Below are 23875 nucleotides of genomic sequence, written 5' to 3' on the forward strand. Positions count from 1 at the left end.
GGAGATCAGTGGGAATATCCTACCGAAACGGCAAACTAGAATGATAGAAACAGTAAAGTGGCACCGATCAGTAGCACCATGATCAGTGTCAGATCTCCAAAGACATGAAAGAAATCTTTCAGGCGGACGCCATTCGGAAGGATCAGATGCCACAGCTTAGATTGATAGACCGGCAGCAGCACCAGCGCATAAGTAAAGCATAAGAATGAAAAAGCCGGCGGAACAAAAGCACAGCCTCCATCGTCCCATTTCCTTACTATGTCTGTCATACTTGATCCATCTAGTAAATACAAAGATACCATGAAGGCCAGCAACACAAAGGACCCTAATTGAACATCAAACAGGCGCATTTTCTGATTATATGCAAACCTGACTGCCAAAAATCATACGTAAGCATATGAACATAACAGAAAAAGAATAGCACCGGCTGTAAGTACAACATCAGGCAGCCAATCAAACAGAAAAACGATAGGCAAGCTGGCTGCCATAGCCAAGAGCATACAGCCGCCAGTAAGTAAAAATACTGCTCCATGAGCTACAAAACCATACAAACAAGAGTTAAGCTTCACAACAAACACCATCCTTACATAGTAATCCTATGTATGCACCTAAAAAATCAGGCAAGCTGACGCCTGCCAATATAACACCCCATTTGGCCAAATAACGGAAATAACAGCGTTGCACAAGCACAAGTTCCAACAAACCCAGGTGTCAGCAAGGATTCAAACAGTGCAGCAGGAATGACATTGAACAGAAATATAAGCATAAAAATGATGTTTGGCACCATTGAGATCAGAATCGTATATAAAACAAGCTGTTCTCCGCGTTTACCAAACTCCCTCACTCCTTGATACCCAATCAGCATCCAGTAGATGACATATATAGCTAAGATCAGCCATACAGAAACAGAAAGGCCTTTCCATACCGCATGAACAATCGGTGATTCAAACCATACATGCATTATTGTAATCGCAATGCCAACAGCGAGTTGTGCGCTGTTACAGAAAAGATGGAACATCAAAAACGAACGGAACGTTACAGGCTGTTCTTTTTTAAACGAATGAACAATGTCAGCAGGCGTCCCGAAATCATGTAATAACGTCTGCATGGCTTCCGCCTCACTCTTCCCTTCCTGAAAAGAGTGGAACAAATGGTGTTCAATATGGCTCTCAATCTCTTCTATTACTGCCTCGCCTTCAGGGAGCTTCTTAAGCCCGTTTTTGATTTCAGATAAATACGTTTCTTTATCCATTCTGCCCGCCCCGTTTCAGCATTCGGTCCATCATAGCGGAAAATACGCTCCATTCCTTCGTACGTTCCACCAGTACCTCTTGGCCTTCATCTGTAATCCGGTAATATTTACGGTCAGGCCCTTTCTCCTGCTTCTTCCAATATGAAGAAATTAACCCTTGGCGTTCAAGCTTGTGAAGAGAAGGATACAAGGTCCCTTCTTTCATCTGCAGTTCATTTCCGCTGCGGCTTCCCATTTCTTTTACAAGCTCATAGCCGTACATCGGCCGCTCGTTCAGAAGCGACAATACCAATATAACAGTGCTGCCCTTCACCAGCTCACGATTTAACATCACAACCACCCTACCTAGTAATCTTATGTAGCATTTTACGAAGACCTCTTGATATTGTCAAATGATTCCTATCGTTCTTCTATATTGTGATACAGAGGAAATCTAACTATAATGAAAGACAAAACATGATGGAGGTACAAGACATGTCTATGCATAAAGCGCTCACCATTGCCGGCTCAGATTCCAGCGGCGGTGCTGGGATTCAAGCTGATTTAAAAACATTTCAAGAAAAAAACGTATACGGGATGACCGCTTTAACGGTGGTCGTTGCGATGGACCCGAACAACAGCTGGGACCATCAAGTGTTCCCGATCGATACTGATACAATTCGCGCCCAGCTGGCAACGATTACGGACGGCATCGGAGTGGACGCCATGAAAACAGGAATGCTGCCAACCGTTGATATTATTGAGCTTGCGGCAAAAACGATCAAAGAAAAACAATTAAAAAATGTGGTCATTGACCCGGTCATGGTTTGTAAAGGAGCTAATGAAGTCCTTTATCCGGAGCACGCCCAAGCCCTGCGTGAACAACTAGCGCCGCTAGCCACTGTCATTACGCCGAATCTGTTTGAAGCCAGCCAACTCAGCGGCATGGATGAATTAAAAACAGTTGACGATATGATTGAAGCCGCGAAAAAAATTCACGCACTCGGCGCTCAATATGTTGTTATTACCGGCGGGGGCAAACTTAAACACGAAAAAGCCGTTGATGTTCTCTATGACGGAGAAACCGCGGAAGTCCTTGAAAGCGAAATGATCAATACACCTTATACACATGGCGCAGGCTGTACCTTCTCAGCAGCAGTGACAGCGGAGCTCGCCAAAGGCGCAGAAGTTAAAGAAGCCATTTACGCAGCGAAAGAATTCATTACTGCTGCCATTAAAGAATCCTTCCCGCTAAACCAGTATGTAGGACCTACGAAGCATTCTGCGCTACGCCTGAATAAACAATCATAAACAAAACAGGCTGCCTTACACAGAGGCAGCCTGTTTATTTGACTTTTAAATTGTTCGCAGATTTCCTCAAAAATGCTTCAATCGACTGAATAAAAAGTGCATATTCCTTCATTTGCTCATATGCTCGCGAAAGAATTTCTGCCGTTTCACTATGCGGTGTTGTCCCGCCAAGCATTTTTTTCAGCTGAAGCAGTACATCCTTATATTCTTCCCGCTTATCTTCAACTTGGTCCGCAGCCTTTTCCAAACATTCCGGTGTTATCTTCTGTTCATGTATATTCAAGAAAACAACTCCTTTTACAGAAAAAAATAGTAGGTTATCGTTGAAGAATAGCACAGATGGCACAGCTTTCACATAAGAAAATAGAAGGATTTTCTACATAAGTGTCCAAATTACAACATCCATTTTAGATTTTCCGGTCGAGCTGGCTGTTATTTCATGATTTCCCGGGAAAGGAAAATATCTTGCACTAAAGACCTCTTCCCCATTATTGATATAGATTTCTACAGATGACGCGTCAATAAACATGTGCACAGTATGCAAATTCTTGATGCGGCAATGTCTGGCTTCTGTTCGTTTTTCGTCGAAGCTCGTTCGCTCCAGCGTCACAATGCCCTCCTCCTTATCAAAGGAGAACGCAGCCGCTCCGCGGATACTGATTGAAAAGCCGGACTGTGTATCAATGTCTTCGATCAAGATCTCAGCTCTTTCAGGGTTTTCAACTGGAAGCGTACCAGATGATCCATGCATGTCGATTTGCATTTTCTTCTCATTCCTGCGCATGGCTTTCAACTCAGGCAGCGGCTGCTGAATCAGCTTTTGTCCTGATAGCGTCAGCTGTCTCGGCAAGGTCATACAGTGGATCCAGTGATAGTCAATCGTCGGATGAGACCCTTCATTCTGATCAGGCACAGCCATCCATGCAAATAAAATGCGCCTTCCCTGATCATCTTCAAGTGTTTGTGGCGCGTAAAAATCAAAGCCTTGATCAAGCTCTGTAAAGTCGCCATGCTTCAGTTCAGGCTTGTTATAATCGAGACGACCGACAAAATAACCTGATTGATACACGTTCTGATAACGAAAACCATCAGCCTCAAGCCCTTGAGGCGAGACGATCAGCACGTCGGACCCTTGAAGAGAAAACAAATCAGGGCATTCCCACATGTATCCAAAATCGTCCAGCCCATTGAAGCCTGCGCCGGTTATCGGGCCGAGAAATCTCCATTCTGTCAGGTTACCAGAAGCAAACAACACAGCGTGTCCTTGCATATTCTCCGTTTGCGCACCGATTACCATATACCATGTGCCTTCATGCTCCCATACCTTAGGGTCGCGAAAATGCGCCGTGTATCCTTCCGGGAGGCGGGCGACGACACCCTTTTTCTCAAAGGTCAGCCCGTCGTCAGATACAGCAAGGCACTGATACGTCTCTCGATTGCCTTCGTGATCCTTGACATTTCCAGTGTAAAACAGATAAAGCCGGCCGTCTTTGGTGACAGCGCTGCCCGAGTAGCAGCCGTTTTTATCGAACCAATCACTCGGAGCGAGCGCAATCTCTTCCCGCTTCCAATTCACCATATCCTGTGTCGTATAATGCCCCCAAAATTTCGCTCCATGCCCTGTCTGAAACGGCTGCCACTGGAAAAACACATGATAGCTGCCCTTCCAATGCAATACGCCATTCGGGTCATTCAGCAGCCCAACCGGCGGCATGATATGAAAATGCTGGCGATGCGGATCGCTGTTAGCGATCCGCTCTTTTTTGTCCACTTCTTCATATGCCCGGCGACGAAGCTCCTGATCATGTGATGTCATTTTTTTCTCCCCTCATCTTCATTAATCTTCATGATAAATGCTGCGATGAACGCTGACACTCCTGCAATGGCCATTCCAATCAGATAGTTGATCAAGTTGCCAATGCCAAACGGCGCAGCAATGGCGATCATCGGTATACCCGTTAACCCGTAAGCGTTTGCAGCAACATGTGTAAAGACGACATATGCACCGCCCAATGCACCGCCGATCATCGCAGCGATAAACGGTTTTCGGTAGCGAAGATTGACTCCGAATATGACTGGCTCAGTAATGCCGAGAAAAGCGGAAAATGCAGCCGGAAGCGCGATTTCTTTTGTCTTTGCCTTTTTCGCCATAAAGAAGACGGCAAGGCCGGCACCGCCCTGTGCGACATTCGCCATTGACCAGATTGGCAGCAAGTAGTTTTTGCCTATATCTGCAATAAGCCCTGCCTCAATCGCATGGAAGCTGTGATGAACGCCTGTCAAAACGATGAGTGAATACATGCCCCCGAAAATCAGACCCGCAACAAAACCGGCATGGTCATATACATAAGTTAAAGCAACCGTAATCCCGGAGCCAAGCGCTCTGCCCAAAGGACCAATCGCGATAAAAGCGACAAACCCGGTGACAATCACTGTAACAAAAGGTGTAACAAGCAAATCTACCGCATGCGGAACTACTTTTCTTGTCCATTTCTCTACCTTGCTCATCACATAAACCGCCAACAAGACAGGAATAACAGTTCCCTGATAGCCGAGAAGCGCGATATCAAACCCGAACAGATGCATATAATCAGGGGTTGCTTCCGCCAACCCCCAAGGATTCAAAAGTGTCGGATGAATCATGATACCTCCGATGACTGCTCCCAAGTAAGGGTTGCTTCCAAACTCTTTTGAAGCACTGACCCCGATTAAAATCGGCAAGAAAATGAATGCCGCACTTGAGAACATGTCGAGCAGCTGGAGCAGCGCAGAATCCTTGCTCATCCAATGAAACGCATTGACCATACCCAATAATCCCATTAATAGGCCGCTGGCCACAATAGCCGGGATGATTGGAACAAAAATATTAGAAAGCGTTTTCGCAAATCTCGCAGCGGGATTCAATTTTTCTTTTGCAGCATCCTGGTGATTTACGTGTTCTTCACGCTCAATATCAGCTTCCTTAGAAAAAGCATCGTACACCTTATTGACAAGGCCTGTTCCGAAAATAATCTGGTACTGGCCAGAGCTGCTGAACGCGCCTTTTACGCCATCAAGCTCTTCTACTTGTGCTTGATCTATCTTTGATTCATCTTTCATCACTAAACGCAGTCTTGTTGCACAATGAGCCGCGCTGATAATGTTATCTTTTCCCCCGAGAAGTTCAATGAGGCGTTTTGCAGTCTCTTTGTAATCCATCTGTTTCTCCCCCTTTTCTTTAAACAAAAAAGACCTAAAATTCGCCAACGAATAAAGGACACAGCGATCCTTTTTCATTTACGCAAATTTTAGGTCTTGCCTGCTTTACCAGTCACAATCCCGCTTATTTAGATTGAGAATACGCTTTCATCATAAATCATGATAGCGTTTTCGTCAACTGTTTTTTAGTTAAATAGTTTGATAAAACAATTAGACAAAAATTCGTAAAAATTACTTGTGAAATATTTCACAAAATCGTGCTATACTATGCTCAACCATCAAAGAAAGCAGGAAAAAACAATGGAAACTCAAGCATTGCAAAAAGTTGAACAGTACGCTTTGAACAAACTAAACATATTTGTTTCTAGCAAAATCCGTTATGTGCTCAGATCCATTTTGGCCAGCATGTTTATTGGATTCGGCATTACAGCCGCAAGCAAAACAGGCAGTTATTTCACTATGGCTGATTCTCCGTTTGCTTTTCCGGTAGCCGCTGTCACATTCGGGGCCGCTATTCTGCTGATTGCTTACGGAGGCGGAGATTTATTTACCGGCAACACTTTTTATTTCACTTATACCGCGCTCCGAAAAAAAATTCGCTGGCGAGACACCCTGTACATGTGGATGACAAGTTATGCCGGCAATTTGATCGGCGCCATTCTATTTGCCATTCTGATCAGCGCGACAGGACTTTTTGAGGAGGTTTCTGTTCATTCCTTTTTGATCCATCTGGCAGAGCACAAAATGGAGCCGCCCGCTTCCGAACTGTTTGTCAGAGGGATGCTGTGCAATTTGCTTGTGTGCCTCGCCTTTTTCATTCCAATGTCTCTTAAAGGAGAAGGGGCAAAGCTCTTTACCATGATGCTTTTTGTTTTCTGCTTCTTTATTTCCGGCTTTGAACACAGCATTGCCAATATGTGCACATTTGCCATCTCACTTTTGATCGAGCACCCTGATACAGTGACAGTAATGGGAGCAGTCAGAAACTTAATTCCCGTTACACTCGGCAACCTGACCGCGGGAATGGTCATGATGGGCTGGATGTACTACACGCTCAATCCCGATAAATAAAAAAAACTTCCAGAGATCACTCCCTGCAAGTCAAAGCGGTTATTCCGAGTGATCTTGAAGACGCTGGACATGCAGCGTGATATAGCCGGCCTCGGACTCCGGCAAATGTAATTGATATTCACTTTTTAAAAACTCCGCCAGCTCAAGCGCACATTGATAGGCAAATGAATACTTTTTTTGGATGAAATAAAGCATCTCCTCGTCCATACGATGGAGCGCTTCATTTGATTCCAACCGGCTGACTGCGTATCTCAAATGCGTGACGAGGCGTTGATAGGAAATGCTGTTTTCATCCACCTTTCTATTAAAATATTGTTCTATTTTCTCTATCATTTCTTTGATCATGGTCGTATGCTTCAGCGCTGAATACATGCTCTCCGCATCCATCTTCGCCGTATGGATGTGAAGGGCAATATAACCCGCTTCATCTTCAGGAAGAGACACGCCCAATGTCTCTTTTACATGTCCGATCGCCCACAGGCCGATCTCGTATTCTTTTTTATAGAGCGCTTTTATCTCATGCAGCAATTTATTCTGCACAAGCAGCCCATTTTGAATCCTTTCGATCGCAAAGGACAAATGGTCAGAAAGCGCGATATGAATGTGGTCGCTCAGCGGCGCCGCGAGCTCCCCTTCCGCATAGCTGATGATATCCTCAGCTATTTCAATATGCTCCTCCGGCAGCGTTTGCAGGATTTGTTTAAATTTTTCATTCTCGTCGTGCACGACAAAGATCTTTTCCACTTTACTTATAGGAATGAGGTCATTTTTCTTTTTTTGAAAAGCGATTCCCGGACCCATCACGATTTTTTCCTGATCACCCTCTATTATTAAAGCCGCATTGTTGTTTAGTACTTTATAGATTTTCAAGAGGCTATCTCTCCCGCCAATTAGCTTTTGACTGGGATTTTACCTCCTTTTGACCGCCATGTAAAGATGCGGGCCGGCTCTCTCCTGCTTTGGCGATTCTTTGAAGGCTTGCAAACATCTTCTCTTATAAAGCGCCGAGGCTTTCGCTTTCTGTTTTTCTTCCTCATTCACAGCCATCCGCCACTCATAAAACGAAACAAGTCCCGCGGCCTGCACCGCCGCTTTCCTTTGGTATGTACGCTGAGCCGAATAGACCGCGGCAGCCGCAGTTTTTCTGTCCGGCATCACCCAGTTCATCAAAAAGACCATCCACACCCGTAAAGATACAAGCAAACGTTTCATAGAAAAACATCCCTCCGCTTCTTTTTGGTAGGCAGCCTTTTAGCAGCCCGTTTTCTCAGCCGCAGCCCGTGGGAAAAGACGGCCGATTTCTTTTCTCGCAAACTAGCGGCTCTAGCAAAACTCATGACTCTATAATAGACTGCGGAAAGAGAATTCTTTGTCACAATATGAGTGAAAAAACCAACTAGTTTTTAGAAGTTTTGTTGAAAGCTGAAAGAAATGAAATGAAAATTGGAGAAACGCTTTAAAAACTTTATACACATGTTATCCCAAAGATAAGAACAACTTAATCACAATAGATATCCACATGTCCACAAATCCTATCTATATTTTGTATAAGAACATATATTCCTAACTATATATATACACAGGTTTATTCACTTATGCACAGGGTTCTGTGTATAACTCCTTCCTTATACACAAACAAAATCATATAAATGATCCATATGACACAAGGACTTTTTTGAATTTTCAAGAAATATATACTAGATCAAGATTTTTTCTAAACACAAAGGGGGAAACACATTGAAAAAGGGGATCATTCGCTCTCTTCTTCTAAATTTTGTTGTATTTTTCACATTATCCACAAGTATGACAGGAGTACAGGCAGCTCCGGCTTCTTCAAAAACGTCGGCTGACCTGGAAAAAGCCGAAGTATTCGGTGATATTGACATGACCACTAGCAAAAAAACAACCGTTATCGTGGAATTAAAAGAAAAATCCATGGCAGAGGCGAAGGAAGCGGGAGAAAGCCAAACGAAAAGCAAGCTGAAAAACGCTCGCACCACAGCAAAAAACAAAGCCCTCAAAGCGGTGAAAAACGGGAAAGTAAACCGGGAATATGAGCAGGTATTCTCAGGCTTTTCTATGAAGCTCCCAGCTAATGAGATTCCAAAACTTCTTGCGGTAAAAGATGTTAAGGCAGTATACCCGAACGTCACGTATAAAACAGACAATATGAAGGATAAAGACGTCACGATCTCCGAGGACGCCGTATCTCCGCAAATGGATGACAGCGCGCCGTATATCGGAGCAAACGATGCATGGGATTTAGGCTACACAGGAAAAGGCGTCAAGGTAGCCATTATTGATACCGGGGTTGAATACAATCACCCTGATCTGAAGAAAAACTTCGGACAATATAAAGGGTACGATTTTGTAGACAATGATTACGATCCAAAAGAAACACCAACAGGTGATCCGAGGGGAGGAGCAACAGACCACGGAACACACGTAGCCGGAACTGTAGCCGCAAACGGAACGATTAAAGGGGTTGCGCCTGATGCCACACTTCTCGCTTACCGCGTGTTAGGCCCTGGCGGAAGCGGCACAACGGAAAACGTCATTGCCGGCGTGGAACGTGCTGTACAGGACGGCGCAGATGTGATGAACCTGTCTCTCGGAAACTCTTTAAACAACCCGGACTGGGCGACAAGCACAGCGCTTGACTGGGCCATGTCAGAAGGCGTTGTCGCGGTTACGTCAAACGGCAACAGCGGACCGAACGGCTGGACAGTCGGATCGCCTGGCACATCAAGAGAAGCGATTTCCGTCGGTGCGACCCAGCTGCCGCTCAACGAATATGCCGTCACTTTCGGCTCCTACGCTTCAGCAAAAGTGATGGGCTATGACAAAGAGGACGACGTCAAAGCGCTTAATAACAAAGAAGTTGAGCTTGTTGAAGCGGGAATCGGCGAAGAAAAGGATTTTGAAGGAAAAGATCTGACAGGCAAAGTCGCCGTTGTCAAACGGGGCAGCATTTCGTTTGTGGATAAAGCCGATAATGCAAAAAAAGCCGGCGCCATCGGCATGGTTGTGTATAACAACCTCTCTGGAGAAATTGAATCCGATGTGCCAGGCATGTCTGTGCCAACAATTAAGCTTTCATTAGAAGACGGTGAAAAACTCGTCAGCGCCGTGAAAGCCGGTGAAACGAAAGCAACATTCGGGCTAAGTGTCTCAAAATCGCTCGGTGAGCAAGTGGCTGATTTCTCATCACGCGGCCCTGTTATGGATACATGGATGATTAAGCCTGATATTTCCGCACCAGGCGTCAATATCGTCAGCACCATTCCGACACACGATCCTAACAACCCATACGGGTACGGATCTAAACAAGGAACAAGCATGGCATCTCCTCATATTGCCGGAGCGGTTGCCGTTATCAAACAAGCCAAACCAAAATGGAGCGTTGAACAGATCAAAGCCGCCATCATGAATACTGCTGTCACCTTAAAGGATGGCGACGGAGAAGTGTATCCGCATAACGCCCAAGGTGCAGGCAGCGCGAGAATCATGAACTCGATCAAAGCCGACTCGCTCGTCTCACCTGGAAGCTATTCATACGGCACGTTCTTGAAGGAAAGCGAAAACGAAACGAAAAAAGAAACGTTTACGATTGAAAACCAATCTTCCATTAGAAAGTCATACACACTTGAATACTCATTTAACGACAGCGGCATCTCCACATCCGGCACAAGCCGAGTTGTGATTCCGGCACATAAAACCGGAAAAGCCACTGCAAAAGTAAAAGTCAATACAAAGAAAACAAAAGCTGGCACCTATGAAGGAACGGTTATCGTCAGAGAAGGCGGAAGAACCGTCGCCAAGGTACCTACATTGCTAATTGTTAAAGAGCCGGATTATCCGAGAGTAACATCTGTCTCCGTCAGCGAAGGCTCTGTACAAGGCACCTATCAGATTGAAACCTACCTTCCTGCAGGAGCAGAAGAGCTGGCATTCCTCGTTTATGACAGCAACCTTGATTTTGCAGGCCAAGCCGGCAATTATAAAAATCAAGATAAGGGCTACCAGTACTTTGACTGGGACGGCACGATCAATGGCGGAACCAAGCTTCCTGCCGGAGAATATTACTTGCTCGCCTATGCCGCAAACAAAGGCAAATCAAGCCAAGTTCTGACTGAAGAGCCTTTTGTCGTTGAATAATAAGAAGCCCTGCCGAACCGGCGGGGCTTTCTTCAGATTAATTCGCAAATGCCTCCTGCAACAAGCGGTAAGAACGGAGCTTATCTTCAAAATTATGCGTAATGGTTACCGCCATGATTTCCTCAGTTCCATACGCCTTACTCAAAGCTAACAGTTGCTCCTTCACCTGTTCTTTCGTGCCGACAATCATTCGATTTCGGTTATCCGCAATTCGTCTCTTTTCATAGGGGGAGTACGTATTTTCCCGAACAGCTTCATAAGAAGGAACTCCTTCTAAAGGAATGCCCTGCTCCCCTGCCAATATCGTAAAATCAAGCACGGCTGCAAGCTCCTCTGCCTTATCCTCCGTGTCAGCACAAAGAACAAAAACAGCAACTGCCGCTCGAGCCGTATCACCTAACACAGACGGTTTAAATCGTCTCTTATACTGTCTGACAGTATCCTCTCCGCCCTCTCCATTGATAAAGTGGGCAAACATATAGCCAGCGCCTGAATCAGCGGCGAGCAGCGCGCTTTCTCCAGATGAGCCAAGCAGCCACACATCCGGCGCGGTGGAAATATGCGGCGCGGCCGTCAGATTCGGAAAACGGTGTTTGTCATCCGCCAAATCATGCAAATACATCGTCAGTTCCTTGATTTGCTGCGGATACTGATCGGCATTGCGCTTCCCGCCGTCATTGAGCGCCCATGATGCAATCGGCATTCCACCTGGTGCTCTGCCAAGTCCCAGATCAATTCTTCCCGGTGTCAGCCCCTCCAGCACACGGAAATTCTCTGCTACTTTATAAGCGCTGTAATGCGGCAGCATGACTCCGCCTGATCCAACACGGATTCGCTCCGTTTTCGCTGCTATATGACTAATCAGCACCTCAGGGCTTGATCCTGCCAGCCGCTTTGAAAAGTGATGCTCAGACACCCAAAATCTCTTATATCCAAGGTCCTCAGCAGCTTGCGCAAGCGCAACGGTTTGCTGTAAGGCTGTTTCTGCAGAACTTTTCTCAGATACCGGAGATTGATCTAATATACTTAATGAAATCATCCCTACCACCTCATCCTCATCGTATCACTGATCCCTTATTTTTTCTCCGAAGCCGCTCACACTGCTTATCAGTGTTTCCCGATCATTCGCCATTTATTTGTGATACCATGTCTCTATTTGTCGGAATATGTTACACGTGAAACATAAAAACCCCTCCGAAGCGGAGAGGTTTACTTTAGTTTTTATTAAAGCCTTTATCTTTTACATAGTCATTTAAATAGGTACGCGGTTTCTGCTTCATAAAGTTTAGAATCTGATCAGACCACGTTTCTTCCCGCTGTCCGTTTGTTCTTTCTCTATAATAATCAGAAATGGTTTGATCATACGCATTCATGGTTTTGCGGAAATCATCTGCGTTTACATTATACGTATTCTCATGATAGACAGCCTGCTTAGGCAATCTCGGTTTTTTGCCGGATAGGTTTGCAGGATGGCCTACTGCCAGACCGAAAAGCGGAAGCACATGGTCAGGCGTTTGCAACACCTCTGTCACCTTGTCCAATTCATTCCGAATGCCGCCGATATAACAAATGCCCAGTCCCATAGATTCAGCGGCAATGCTCATATTTTGCGCTGCCAACGCTGCATCAATTAAGCTGACCATAAACATTTCCGTATTTTCGACCAGCTCAGAAATATTTTCGCCTTTTTCCTCAGCCAGTTTTTGGTGGCGGTGCAAGTCCGCGCAAAATACAAAAAAGTGCCCGTTGTTCTCAACGTAAGGCTGATTTCCGGCAAGCACAGACAGCTCACGTTTTTTCTCAGGATCGGAAACCCCGATAATCGAATACGCTTGAACATAACTGGACGTAGACGCAGCCTGCGCACTCTTCACTAATATATCAATTTCTTCAGCTGTCAAAAGCTGATCAGTAAAAGACCGGATCGACCGATGATTTAAAATGGTTTCGATTGTGTTATTCATCACAAGAACCTCCTTATCTCTTTTTATCATATCCGAAAAATAGTCAAATCAAAAGCGAAATGCTCTTTAATAAAAAAGACAGCCTTTTTCAAGGCTGTCTGCATATTAAGAATTAAAGAGATAACTTCTGTATTTCGTCAGCTGCACACTCGCGTTATACACAATCCCGAAGCCAATTAGCGTGGAAAGTGTCGAGCTTCCCCCATAGCTGACAAACAGCAGCGGAATTCCGGTAACAGGCATAATGCCGATGTTCATTCCGATATTCTGGAATGTGTGGATCACTATTAACGCCGTAAATCCAACGCAAAAGAAAGAGGCAAAACGGTTATACGGATGTATCTTGTCAATTAGAACGACAAGCCTGTAGATTAAGAAGAAGAACATGATGACGACAATGGCACAGCCTATAAATCCGAAGCTTTCTCCCAGAATGGCGAAGATAAAATCAGTCTGTCCTTCAGGTACATACACCTTCAAGTTGTGAACACCATTTCCAAGAATGCCACCTGAACCTATAGCCATGACGGCCTGATCTACCTGCCAGCTGCTATTTGCATCTTCCTGAGTTGTTCCGTTTGAATCAGAAACCCAAGATGTAACCCTCTTTATTTGATACTCTTGAATACCCGCTGATTTAGCAACATCAGGAAAATTAATCATGACTAACAAGATAAGAGAAATAAATAAGGCACCTGAACCGCCGATGATCGCGATCAGCTTCCAGTTAACTCCTGACATAAAGATCATGACAATCACAACAAACATACATATCCCGGCTGTACCAGCATCCTGAAGAAGGATAAGTCCGATTGGCACTACTGATACACCTGCAATCTTCAATAAAAGATGGACATCATCTCTGAGTGATCGGATTTTTTTAGGACTTGCCTTTGAAATGACTGAGGCTACCATCATCATGAGGCCGATTTTCATAAATTCAGAGGGCTGTAACGTTACAGAACCGAACTGAAACCAGCTTTTCGCACCGTTTTTCACTGGCGCAATAGACTCAGGACTGACTCTCAATATCAAGAGAAGCAGAATTCCAAATGAAAATACATATAAACTAAGTTTTTCGAGCTGCTCCAAATCGAAATACAGCAAAACCGAAATGGCGATGGCTCCCAAAACATAATAAATAATTTGTTTCATCCAAGCATTATCACCATACTGCCCAAATTGGCCGGCAGCATAAATTGCAATTACACTTATAATAAAAAACACACCAAATATAAAAATCAAATCCCCCTGATAAAAGGGGTTTTGCTGCTTCTTATATCGACTCATTCTATCCCGCCTTACATTTTCATCGGAAAATCACTAATGTTTATTATACATGAACCACGTTCAAGATGACACGTGAAGCTCGCTTCCATTTATGTTTTTTGCGCGCATACGACGCTTTTTCAGCTACACGAAATATGACGTATCATAAACCGAAATGTTTCGATTGATATCAATCTTTTCAAATAAAAAAACCCCATTTAAATAAGGGGTTAAAAGAAATCCATAAGAAATGGAGGTTTTAATTGAAAAACATCATCAAGCCGTTTGATTTCCGATACCGGTCCTTTTATCATACCTGTTTCATAAAGAAAAAGGGCACTTCTGGCGCCAAGGAAGAAAGCCGTAAAAGAAGCTATACTGCATTCTATTAGCTGGTCAGATGACTCTTCTGAAATAACCTGCACTTGCTCTGAATCGACTCGGAAAGTCTGTTGATTCCATGGAGCCCATTGATCTGTTACCTTAAAGTCAAAAGGTGCTTTCATGCGAGGCTTTGGATAATTTCTCAAAAAACCTTCGACATCTACGATGCGTCCCATACTATAAGGATATACCTCTTGTTTGACACGGGGTTCGGCAGTTAAAAAATCAAGATCTTCCTCCACCCTTACAGTCAGTTTCACTTCATTCAACTCGAGTCATGCTGGCAAATAAAATTCCATAAGCCCCTCTGTGCCTCTCTGTTCAAATAAACAAATTCCTCAACTCGCATCATTTTATTTTTGATGTCATACACAAGATATCCACAGGGCATTCCACCTTCAGAGATGTACATAGCTTTCATTCCAGAAACCTTCTCTGTCCAATGCTCCTTTGAACGCTTCATCAGCCCATTATGTTTTGTTCTATACTGATTATAGATGGCATTCACTGCATCTGTTTCATCCTTTTGAAGCCGTCTCACGCATCCAGAGGCATTGCCTAGCTTTTGAAGCTGTTCTTTATGATAAGTCAGTCGTTTTTGATAGAAACAGAGCTCCCAGCCAAATTTGCGGTAGAAGGATATCAGGAACGGATGCAAAAAGCTGATGGTTTGATTTTGTTTCTTCATGACTAGGAGAGCGTTTCGAATAAGTTCTTTTACTGTTCCTTTTCTTCTATATTCAGGCCAGGTTGCTACTCCAGCAATACCACCCATCTCCATCTCCTGCCCCTCAAGCATGACAGAAAAGGGAATGATATGAAGTTTAGACAGCAGTTTCTCTTGTTCTTTAATCCCGATAATGGAATGGTTCTCTAAAGCTTTTACTTTCTTCTCTCGTTCCTCATCACTGAGTTCTTTCTGAAAAGCATATTCTGACATGCGGATCACTTCTAGCCAGTCTTCTCTTTCAAGCTTTATTATCTGGTACATGAACATCCCCCTTGTTTTATAAAAGAAAGTTCCATACATTCTCCTAGCAAATGAATCTAAAAAATAAGACGATAGATCCAGTCCATTTCTGCAAAAACACGTATCAATTTCTGGAAAACATGGTATAATAATTGTAACAGAATGTTCACAAAACAACCATAAAACAGACACAACTCAGTTCCTCTATTTCATTTTTGTAAACGTTATCACAAAATGAAAGGAGACGGGTATGATGGACATGTTTTTTGCTTATTTATTGGTTGCCAGCGCAACACCTCTCTTTATATGGCTTGATAACAAAAAAGTCGCACTCTCTGCTATTCCGCCAATCATCTTAATGTGGGTATTCTTCTTCTTTTACGCAACAGAAAGCCTTTCTCCACTAGGACACACTCTCATGATTATCTTGTTTGCCGTCAACGTCATTGTCGCTCATATCGCCGCGTTTATCATTTACGGTCTTCCGTATCTTCGCAGAAAGCGAAGCAACAGCTGAAAACATCATAAACCCCTCTTCTAACGAAGAGGGGTTTCAGTGTGTCGACAAGCCCGCGCATTCGTTTTCGATCCTGCGCGTTGGTGCTCACGGGTTATGGCTAATCGCCCAGGCGTCTTGGCCTTAAACACCGCCATCACCACATCCTGTGAAAAGTGCTCCACTGCTCGTCCAATGAAAATTCCAAAACAAATTTCATTTCGGGATTTTTGCTTATACTAAAAACCCTCTTCTAACGAAGAGGGTTTTTGTATTATTCGTTGTGGCCTGAATGCTCTGAGTGTTCAGCGCCTCCTGGTGGATTTCCATCCATATGGTCACCATGGGTATAGTGAGCCGCGAAAATCCAGATGGATCCAAGTACGATAACGATCGCGCCAAAGAATCCGAACAGCGTGTTTCCGACTTGGACACCGCCGTTTTCGCTCTCTGTCATGTGCATGAACATGAGAAGCTGCAGCGCCGCCTGGATAAAGGCGAAGCCGAAAATAATCCAAAGTTTTGCTGATGAGCTCAGGTCAGTATACACTGCAACCCATAGAGCCAGCAGGGTCAAAACGATAGACAGTGCAAAACCTACAATGTGCTTCCATGGAAAGTGACTGTGTTCAGCAGATTTGTTTGCCATTTTACAGACCCCCCAATCCCATGAGATAGACACCTGTAAAGATGAAAATCCATACAACATCTAAGAAGTGCCAGTACAAGCTTGAGATAAAGATTTTAGATGAAGTTTGCGGAGTTAATCCGCGTTTCTTCAACTGAATCAGAATTCCTATGATCCAGAAAATACCGATTGTTACGTGAGTTCCGTGAGTTCCAAGTAAAACAAAGAATCCAGACCAGAACGCACTTGTACCGAGAGATGCTCCTTCATGTACATAGTGGACAAACTCGTTAATCTCGCATGCGACGAAGCCGGCGCCGAGTAGAAGAGTGATAATTGTCCAAATGACTACGCCTTTTAAACTTCCGCGGCGCATTTCATGAACAGCGATCCCGCAGGTAAAGCTGCTGATAAGCAGCAAGAACGTCATAATCATTACCAGATTCACTTCAAACAGTTCGTCCGGTAAGACACCTCCTGCTGTTCTGTTTTGAAGAACGAAGAAGGTTGCAAATAGTGTTGAGAACAACACAATTTCTGCCCCTAAAAAGATCCAAAACCCGAGAATATTAAGTCTGCCGGTTTCAGATTGATATTCCATAGGCGCGTTAGAATTGCCGTGTTCTGCATGTTCCATAACTCACGCCTCCTTATTCGGAAATCTTTCTTTCCGTCTCTTTTATTTCATCAACACTAATGTAGTAGCCATTGTCGTACTCGAATGAACGCAGAACCATGCAGAGCAGGACTCCGATCAATCCGACTACGCCCATCCAGTACCATTCAAAGACAAGTCCAAAGCCGGCGATACCGAAGGCAACAGACATTAAGAACGGTCTACCAGAGTTGCTTGGCATATGGATTTTCTTGAATTTGCTTTCAGGGTATAACTCGGTTTTTTCTTCTTTCATTTGATGGAATGCATCTTTAGATTTGACTTCAGGAAGCACCGCAAAGTTGTAGTGCGGCGGAATCGCAGAAGAAGTCGCCCAATCAAGACTGCGTCCCACACCCCATGAATCTCCGCTGATTTCACGAGTTGAGTAGCGGAAGCTGTAGTAGATGTTATAGCAAAGGATTAAGAATCCTACACCCATCATGAAAGCTCCGACAGTTGAAATAAAGTTCAATGTTGTCCAGCCGTCATTCGGTCCATATGTGTAAATACGGCGAGGCATGCCTTGAAGCCCCAAGAAATATTGCGGGAAGAAACAAATATTGAACCCGATCATAAAGATCCAGAAGAACCATTTTCCGATTCTTTCGTTCAGCTTGTGGCCGAACATTTTTGGATACCAGAAAATAAATCCGGCGAAACAAGCAAATACAGTACCTGCAATCAACACATAGTGGAAGTGAGATACAAGGAAGTACGTATTATGGTATTGATAATCCGCTGCTGCCATCGCAAGCATAACCCCTGTAACTCCGCCGATTACGAAGTTAGGAATGAACGCAAGCGCCCACAGCATAGGCGTTGTAAAGCTAATTCGGCCTTTATACATGGTAAAGAGCCAGTTAAAGATTTTAACCCCGGTCGGAATCGAAATTGCCATTGTCGTAATTGAGAAGAAAGAGTTAACGGACGCACTGTTCCCCATTGTGAAGAAGTGGTGAGTCCAAACTAGGAAACTCAATACGGAGATGGCGATAATAGAACCAACCATCGCTGTGTAACCAAACAATTGTTTTCTTGCAAAGCTTGAGATAATCTCAGAGAAAATACCGAATGCCGGAAGAATAACGATATATACTTCAGGATGTCCCCAAATCCAGAACAAGTTTGCCCAAAGCATTGGCATACCGCCTGCTTCCAATGTGAAAAAGTGAGCACCGAACAAACGATCAAATGATAAAAGTGCTAAAGCTACTGTAAGTACAGGGAACGCAAACACGATAATAACCATTGTAATCAGTGTTGTCCATGTAAACATCGGCATACGCATCAGTGTCATGCCTTTTGTTCTCATTTTTAAGATTGTGACCATAAAGTTGATCCCTGTCATCAGCGTACCGATACCGGCAATCTGAAGTCCGAGGAGATAGTAGTTCTCACCCGGTCCAGGGCTCATTTCGTTACTTGCAAGCGGCATGTAACTTGTCCAGCCTGCGTTCGGAGAACCTCCGATTACGAAAGAAATATTGAAAAGCATGGCCCCTACGAAGAACGTCCAGAAGCTCAGGTTGTTCAAGTAAGGAAATGCAACGTCTCGAGCACCGATTTGAAGAGGTACAACAACGTTAATAAGACCGATTAAAAACGGCATCGCCATGAAGATAATCATGATCGTACCGTGAGTCGTAAAAATTTCATTATAGTGGTTTGAGTCTAAAAAACTGTTATTCGGAAGCGCTAGCTGGGCACGCATCATCAGACCGTCGACACCGCCGCGGAATAGCATAATTACAGCAGAAATAATATACATGATTCCGAGTTTTTTATGGTCAACAGTTGTTATCCATTCAGACCAGAGCCATTTCCACTTCTTGAAGTAGGTCAGTACAAATATGATGGCAATGGTAGATAGAGCGATGGAAACTTGTGCGCCCAGAATTAATGGGTCACCTGTTACGAAAAATTCATCCCATTTGAATTTCATGCGGGCTTCCTCCTTTCCTGATCAATATCATTCTTCTGTATCATCAGACTTCTTAAATTCATTTTCTTTTACGTTTTCAAACGGATCTGTTTTAGAGTGCGGTGAAACGGCTTGATAGCCAAGGCGTTTACGGGCCTCCATCGCGTATTCTGCGTCTTGTCCGTGATCAACGTATTTTAAGTGCGTAGAAGAGAATGTTAATTCATCCACATTTTCAGGAAGCATCAATTGATCATACTTCTCTTTTGTCAGCTTAGGAGCCTCACTTTGAGTCTTTTTCACCCAGCTGTTAAAGTCTTTTTCTGTTACTGCATTTACATCAAACACTTGGTCGGCAAAATGTTCACCTGTGAAGTTCGCGTTGCGACCTTTATAAGTACCTACTTCATCAGCCTGTAGGTATTGATCCATCAGCATTCCTGCCATCGCGTATTTTTGTCCTCCAAGCTGAGGAATCCAAAGCGAAGCCATTGAATCTGCAGATGAAATTTTGAACAAGATCGGGCGGTCGACAGGAATGTTTAAGTAGTTGACCGTTTCAATATCCTGTTCAGGGTAGCTGAATACCCATTTCCAGTCTACCGAAGTAGCATAAACAACAAGAGGCTCTTTGTCCTTTGTTGCTTCAGGAGCTTTTTCTAACGAATATATCGTCTGTACGGTTGGCACAGAAAGTGCAATGACGATTAAAATTGGGATCACTGTCCAGACTACTTCTAAAAACGTGTTACCGTGAATTTTTGGGTTATAAGATCCATTATCTTTGCCTTTACGGTCGCGGTATTTTACTAAAATAATGGTAAATAGAACAAAGACGACCCCAACGATAAACAGCATAAATCCGATAGATAACAGGATTAAATCAGTTTGCTGTTGAGCTACAGGTCCTTTCGGATCTAGTACTGCAGCATTGCTGCATCCCCCAAGGACGAAAACCACAGTTAACAGCGCTAATACAAGTAACGGTTTTAATGCTCTGAACAAGAAGATCACCATCCTTCCTATTGATGTAATAAATCTGAAGTGCATACTTCCTCAAAATCTTTTCTCTACTTTGTTATGCTATCAAAAAGTTCACTTATTAGCTTTATTTTTTTATAAACTTCATCCCATTTTCGCTTAAATGTCATAAAATCGACAAAAACCGCTCCAACTTTATTCACATCTATCGCTTAAGATGAAAAATTTCTAGTTATTTCCGCATATAAGTAAAGAAAGATGATGAAGAACTAATTCTGACAAATAAAGGTTTACCATAATAAAAAACTTAGGTCAATCAAAAGTTTCATTTTGTTAAACTTTCTAGAAAGGAATTATTTTTTCCTTGTCTAGCAGCTTTTCACACGGCTACCATTTTAACGCAACCAATTTTGAAAGAAAAGGCTTAATAGAGCGGCGATATGCTCTGAACTGTTCCCTTTTTTTATGAGAGCATCCAATTGTTTATCCTCTACAAAAAAGAGGAATGATAAAAGCAAATAAATATAAAATAGGATGTGTTGTATATGAGTTTTATTATTTCCCTTATCGTCGCTATTATTATCGGATGGCTTGGAAGCCTGTTTGTGAAAGGAGATATGCCTGGCGGAATTATCGGGTCTATGATCGCGGGTCTTATCGGTGCGTGGATCGGACACGGGCTGCTGGGTACATGGGGCCCGAACCTAGCCGGATTTGCCATTATTCCAGCGGTGATCGGCGCAGCCATTGTTGTATTTCTAGTTAGCCTGTTATCCAGAAAAAGAGGATAATAATAACAGTGCCCAAAGCATCAGCGCTTTGGGCATTTGTTTAGCGGAAAAATCAGAAAAGCCTCAACCCTAGCGGTTGAGGCTTTTGACTGGTTTGACGCCTAAAAGGTCGATAAATCTTCTGAAGGCCTGTTTTCCTTCCGTTGTCTGTTTAAATACACCGGCGTGTTCAAGAATGCGCGCAAATACATGTCCAAGCTCTTCCTTTATGACTAGATCCACATTCTCGTTTGTTATCGTTCTTTTTTCCATCATCCGAAGAGCCCACTCCTTATGCTTTGCTGTGAGCGGATTTTGTTCTAAAGCCGATTTCGGATCAGCAGAGCATAGCGCCGCTGCTGTTTCTTTCATTTCTTTCTGTAAACGTCCCGGCAATATCGCCAATCCCATGACCTCAATCAGGCCGATATTTTCTTTTTTAATATGGTGAACTTCCTGATGAGGATGAAATATTCCAAATGGATGCTCCTCATCCGTCCGATTGTTTCTCAGCACGATATCGAGTTCATACAAGTCTCCCCTGCGCCGCGCAATCGGAGTGACCGTATTATGGGGCGTATCGCCTGTATAGGCGGCTATGCCGGATTTTTTATCGGAATAGGTTTGCCACGTGCGGAATATATGATCAGCAGCTTCTGCGACATGATCCGGCTTGTCTCCTTGGAGCCTGAGCACGGACATCGGCCACTTCACTAAGCCCAGCGACACGCCGGGATAATCATTTAATTCATAAACGTCTTCTGCTTTTGCTTGCGCCATCGGAAAATCGTGTGCCCCGCCTTGGAAATGGTCATGGCTTAGGATGCTGCCGCCGACAATCGGCAGATCTGCGTTTGAACCAATAAAGTAGTGCGGATATTGCCCGAGAAATGACAGCAGCCTTTCAAATGTTTTTCTGCTGATCTCCATCGGTTCATGCTCACCCTTTAAGACAATACAATGTTCCGGATAATAGACATATGGCGAAAACTGCAAATACCATTTTTCGTCTTTAAGGATGACTGGAATGATTCTGTGATTTTGGCGGGCTGGATGCTTCACGCTTCCCTCAAACCCGACATTTTCTTTACACAGCAAACACATCGGGTAATTTGTCTGCGCCTGCTCTTTTGCAGCTGCAATCGCTTTCGGATCCTTTTCGGGCTTTGATAGATTAATAGTCATTTCCAACTCGCCATATTCGGTTGGCACCGTCCAATGAACATTTTTGGCGATCCTGTCAGACCGGATATAATAGACATCCTCCGAATATTGATAGAATTCCTTTGTAGCCTGTTTTGGGCCGTATAATGCTTTTGTTTCTTCAAACTTGCGTATGACCTCGGACGGAGCAGGTACAAAACATCCCATCAGCTTTGCGCTGAGCAAGTCACGGTATGTGTCTGTATCCGCTTCCATCCGGCCGGTTTCCGCAGCCCATTTGTAAATAGGAGCAAGCAAGTCCGGCAGGCTTTGTGCCTGCTTGATGCTAGTGTGAGAGACCGGCTCGGGATGTTTAATGCCCAACGCTTCATAAAGGCGGTTTCTCGTATACTCCCGATCCCAAATCGAAATGAGTTTTCGTTCCAGTCCATACTCCAGCAGCTGTTCCAGATGTTCACTAATACTCATGTGTCATTCCCCCTTTAGCTCTCTCGCTCCCTCTCCAATATCAGCGACATAAAATTCCGCTTTGAGCCCTGTTTTTTCTTGATATCTGTCTCCAACCTTTTGGATAAAATCATCAACAAACGCATCTTTTACAATGCTGATGGTGCAGCCGCCGAAGCCCGCTCCCGTCATTCTTGAGCCAATCACACCTTCGTGGTCCCACGCCGCAAACACAAGCTCATCAAGTTCAGGACATGTCACTTCATAATCATCCTTCAGTGAAAGGTGCGACTCCTTCATTAATCGCCCGATTTCATCTACATTATTTTCCTTGAACATATGAGCCGTCTTGATAGCACGGTGATTTTCGTATACAGCGTGCTTTGCCCGGCGTCTGTTCGTTTCAGTTTGAATTAAGCTGGAATGCTCGTCGAAATCAGAGGGCTTGATGTCGCCCAGGGAGGCAATATCAAGTGCTTTTTGCAGGTCAAGCAAGGCGTCATGGCACTCTTGGCGTCTCGTATTATAGCTTGAGTCTGCCAATGTCCTTTTTTTGTTCGTGTTCGCGATAACCAGCGCCAGGCCTGAGACATCGAGTTTGCTATATTCATAGTCCAGCGTGTCACAGTTCAGCAGCATCGCATGGTGTTTTTTCCCCATTCCGATTGCAAATTGGTCCATAATCCCGCAATTGACACCGATAAATGTGTTTTCCGCATGCTGAGCCATTTTTACAAGCTCAAGCGCATCCACTTCAGGATGAAAATAGCTTTGGAGTACGACTCCCATCAGCAATTCAATAGAAGCGGATGACGACAGTCCCGCTCCGTTTGGAATATTCCCTGAAAACACAATGTCAAAGCCATGGGGAACTGAATAGCCCCTTTGCTGAAATTCATACATGACGCCTTTCGGATAGTTCGCCCAATCATCTTCTTTTTGATAGCGGATATCGTCTAGGCTGCATTCCTTGATCCCTGCGTCTTTAAAGTTGTCTGAATACATCCGGACAACCCCGTCGTTTCTTTCTGCAACAGCAGCATATGTACCCATTGTCAGCGCGCACGGAAACACATGCCCGCCGTTATAATCTGTATGTTCTCCAATCAGATTCACTCTTCCAGGTGCGAAAAAAAACCGCAACTCCTCTTTTTCTCCGAATACACTTGCAAATATTCCCTTTAGCTCTTCCCGCATGTGCGCTCACCTTTCATTGTTTTATTTTTTTATTTCCCCTTATTTCTTCATTGAAAA

General features: G+C 44.1%; 23 protein-coding genes and 1 pseudogene. 5 read left to right on the plus strand and 19 right to left on the minus strand.

What is annotated here, in order from left to right:
• Positions 1-35 precede the first annotated feature (35 nt).
• From MOF34_RS08040 to MOF34_RS08050, 3 genes and pseudogenes are all read right to left on the minus strand, one after another.
• A pseudogene (locus MOF34_RS08040) lies at positions 36-569 on the minus strand (hypothetical protein).
• 47 nt (positions 570-616) lie between these two features.
• A complete protein-coding gene (locus MOF34_RS08045; RefSeq protein ID WP_268399661.1) occupies positions 617-1252 on the minus strand; it encodes a permease prefix domain 1-containing protein in 636 nt (211 codons plus the stop codon).
• Positions 1245-1583 carry a PadR family transcriptional regulator gene (locus tag MOF34_RS08050; protein WP_268399663.1) on the minus strand — a complete coding sequence of 113 codons (339 nt, stop codon included), beginning with the start codon at positions 1581-1583 and terminating at the stop codon, positions 1245-1247. The genes MOF34_RS08045 and MOF34_RS08050 overlap by 8 nt, the downstream gene beginning before the upstream one ends.
• 143 nt (positions 1584-1726) lie before the next feature.
• On the opposite strand from MOF34_RS08050, the gene MOF34_RS08055 reads away from it, so the two are divergent.
• A complete protein-coding gene (locus tag MOF34_RS08055) occupies positions 1727-2542 on the plus strand; it encodes a bifunctional hydroxymethylpyrimidine kinase/phosphomethylpyrimidine kinase (RefSeq protein ID WP_019716121.1) in 816 nt (271 codons plus the stop codon).
• 34 nt (positions 2543-2576) lie between these two features.
• On the opposite strand, the gene MOF34_RS08060 is transcribed toward MOF34_RS08055, so the two are convergent.
• The 3 genes from MOF34_RS08060 to scrA all read right to left on the minus strand — a co-directional run bounded on the left by MOF34_RS08060 (position 2577) and on the right by scrA (position 5740).
• The gene (locus MOF34_RS08060) at positions 2577-2825 is read right to left on the minus strand and encodes a hypothetical protein (RefSeq protein WP_019716122.1); all 249 of its coding nucleotides are present in this window, start codon (positions 2823-2825) and stop codon (positions 2577-2579) included.
• Between the two features lie 93 nt (positions 2826-2918).
• On the minus strand, positions 2919-4358 hold the full coding sequence (gene sacA / locus MOF34_RS08065) for a sucrose-6-phosphate hydrolase (RefSeq protein ID WP_268399664.1): 1440 nt from the start codon (positions 4356-4358) through the stop codon (positions 2919-2921).
• Positions 4355-5740, minus strand: coding sequence for a PTS system sucrose transporter subunit IIBC (gene scrA, locus MOF34_RS08070; protein WP_019716124.1), 1386 nt, complete (start codon positions 5738-5740; stop codon positions 4355-4357). The genes sacA and scrA overlap by 4 nt, the downstream gene beginning before the upstream one ends.
• Positions 5741-6040: 300 nt before the next feature.
• Here scrA and MOF34_RS08075 point away from each other — a divergent pair, with 300 nt between their 5' ends.
• Entirely contained in the window at positions 6041-6811 is a 771-nt protein-coding gene (locus tag MOF34_RS08075) for a formate/nitrite transporter family protein (RefSeq protein WP_268399666.1), read from the plus strand.
• Between the two features lie 39 nt (positions 6812-6850).
• Here the strand turns inward: MOF34_RS08075 and sacT are convergent, their stop codons facing one another.
• Together sacT and MOF34_RS08085 are read right to left on the minus strand one after the other, a co-directional pair.
• The gene (gene sacT, locus MOF34_RS08080; protein WP_268399669.1) at positions 6851-7681 is read right to left on the minus strand and encodes a sac operon transcriptional antiterminator SacT; all 831 of its coding nucleotides are present in this window, start codon (positions 7679-7681) and stop codon (positions 6851-6853) included.
• Positions 7682-7720: 39 nt separating this feature from the next.
• Positions 7721-8023, minus strand: a complete 303-nt coding sequence (locus MOF34_RS08085) for a hypothetical protein (protein ID WP_029317142.1) — start codon at positions 8021-8023, stop codon at positions 7721-7723.
• A 525-nt stretch (positions 8024-8548) separates the two neighbouring features.
• On the opposite strand from MOF34_RS08085, the gene vpr reads away from it, so the two are divergent.
• On the plus strand, positions 8549-10969 hold the full coding sequence (vpr, locus tag MOF34_RS08090) for a serine protease Vpr (protein ID WP_268399671.1): 2421 nt from the start codon (positions 8549-8551) through the stop codon (positions 10967-10969).
• A gap of 37 nt (positions 10970-11006) precedes the next feature.
• Here the strand turns inward: vpr and MOF34_RS08095 are convergent, their stop codons facing one another.
• From MOF34_RS08095 to MOF34_RS08115, 5 genes are all read right to left on the minus strand, one after another.
• Entirely contained in the window at positions 11007-12008 is a 1002-nt protein-coding gene (locus MOF34_RS08095; protein WP_268399673.1) for an LLM class flavin-dependent oxidoreductase, read from the minus strand.
• A gap of 175 nt (positions 12009-12183) precedes the next feature.
• The gene (gene nfsA / locus MOF34_RS08100) at positions 12184-12933 is read right to left on the minus strand and encodes an oxygen-insensitive NADPH nitroreductase (RefSeq protein ID WP_268399675.1); all 750 of its coding nucleotides are present in this window, start codon (positions 12931-12933) and stop codon (positions 12184-12186) included.
• 105 nt (positions 12934-13038) lie between these two features.
• The gene (locus tag MOF34_RS08105) at positions 13039-14223 is read right to left on the minus strand and encodes an FtsW/RodA/SpoVE family cell cycle protein (protein ID WP_268399677.1); all 1185 of its coding nucleotides are present in this window, start codon (positions 14221-14223) and stop codon (positions 13039-13041) included.
• A gap of 209 nt (positions 14224-14432) precedes the next feature.
• Complete coding sequence (locus MOF34_RS08110; RefSeq protein WP_268399744.1) at positions 14433-14846, minus strand: sterol carrier protein domain-containing protein; 414 nt, start codon at positions 14844-14846, stop codon at positions 14433-14435.
• A gap of 5 nt (positions 14847-14851) precedes the next feature.
• The gene (locus tag MOF34_RS08115; RefSeq protein ID WP_268399679.1) at positions 14852-15577 is read right to left on the minus strand and encodes a GNAT family N-acetyltransferase; all 726 of its coding nucleotides are present in this window, start codon (positions 15575-15577) and stop codon (positions 14852-14854) included.
• 229 nt (positions 15578-15806) lie between these two features.
• Here MOF34_RS08115 and ywcE point away from each other — a divergent pair, with 229 nt between their 5' ends.
• Positions 15807-16073 (plus strand): spore morphogenesis/germination protein YwcE, encoded by a 267-nt coding sequence (ywcE, locus tag MOF34_RS08120; protein WP_080010364.1) that lies wholly within the window; start codon positions 15807-15809, stop codon positions 16071-16073.
• Between the two features lie 253 nt (positions 16074-16326).
• Here ywcE and qoxD read toward each other — a convergent pair whose 3' ends face one another.
• Genes qoxD through qoxA form a run of 4 tightly spaced genes read right to left on the minus strand, consistent with a single transcriptional unit; the run spans position 16327 to position 20273 of the window.
• Complete coding sequence (gene qoxD / locus MOF34_RS08125) at positions 16327-16701, minus strand: cytochrome aa3 quinol oxidase subunit IV (protein ID WP_019716132.1); 375 nt, start codon at positions 16699-16701, stop codon at positions 16327-16329.
• A gap of 1 nt (position 16702) precedes the next feature.
• Positions 16703-17317: a cytochrome aa3 quinol oxidase subunit III gene (gene qoxC, locus MOF34_RS08130; protein ID WP_268399681.1), complete on the minus strand. Its 615-nt coding sequence runs from the start codon at positions 17315-17317 to the stop codon at positions 16703-16705.
• Between the two features lie 13 nt (positions 17318-17330).
• Positions 17331-19280, minus strand: coding sequence for a cytochrome aa3 quinol oxidase subunit I (qoxB, locus tag MOF34_RS08135; RefSeq protein ID WP_019716133.1), 1950 nt, complete (start codon positions 19278-19280; stop codon positions 17331-17333).
• Between the two features lie 27 nt (positions 19281-19307).
• Positions 19308-20273, minus strand: a complete 966-nt coding sequence (gene qoxA / locus MOF34_RS08140; RefSeq protein WP_080010387.1) for a cytochrome aa3 quinol oxidase subunit II — start codon at positions 20271-20273, stop codon at positions 19308-19310.
• A 512-nt stretch (positions 20274-20785) separates the two neighbouring features.
• Between qoxA and MOF34_RS08145 the strand changes: the two genes are divergently transcribed.
• Positions 20786-21031 (plus strand): GlsB/YeaQ/YmgE family stress response membrane protein, encoded by a 246-nt coding sequence (locus MOF34_RS08145; protein WP_019716135.1) that lies wholly within the window; start codon positions 20786-20788, stop codon positions 21029-21031.
• Positions 21032-21100: 69 nt separating this feature from the next.
• Here MOF34_RS08145 and galT read toward each other — a convergent pair whose 3' ends face one another.
• The gene (galT, locus tag MOF34_RS08150; protein WP_268399683.1) at positions 21101-22642 is read right to left on the minus strand and encodes a UDP-glucose--hexose-1-phosphate uridylyltransferase; all 1542 of its coding nucleotides are present in this window, start codon (positions 22640-22642) and stop codon (positions 21101-21103) included.
• Positions 22643-22645: 3 nt separating this feature from the next.
• A complete protein-coding gene (locus MOF34_RS08155; RefSeq protein WP_019716137.1) occupies positions 22646-23818 on the minus strand; it encodes a galactokinase in 1173 nt (390 codons plus the stop codon).
• Positions 23819-23875 lie beyond the last annotated feature (57 nt).

Origin of the sequence: Bacillus sp. T17B1 (assembly GCF_026796395.1) — a bacterium.
GTDB lineage: Bacteria > Bacillota > Bacilli > Bacillales > Bacillaceae > Bacillus > Bacillus spizizenii_A.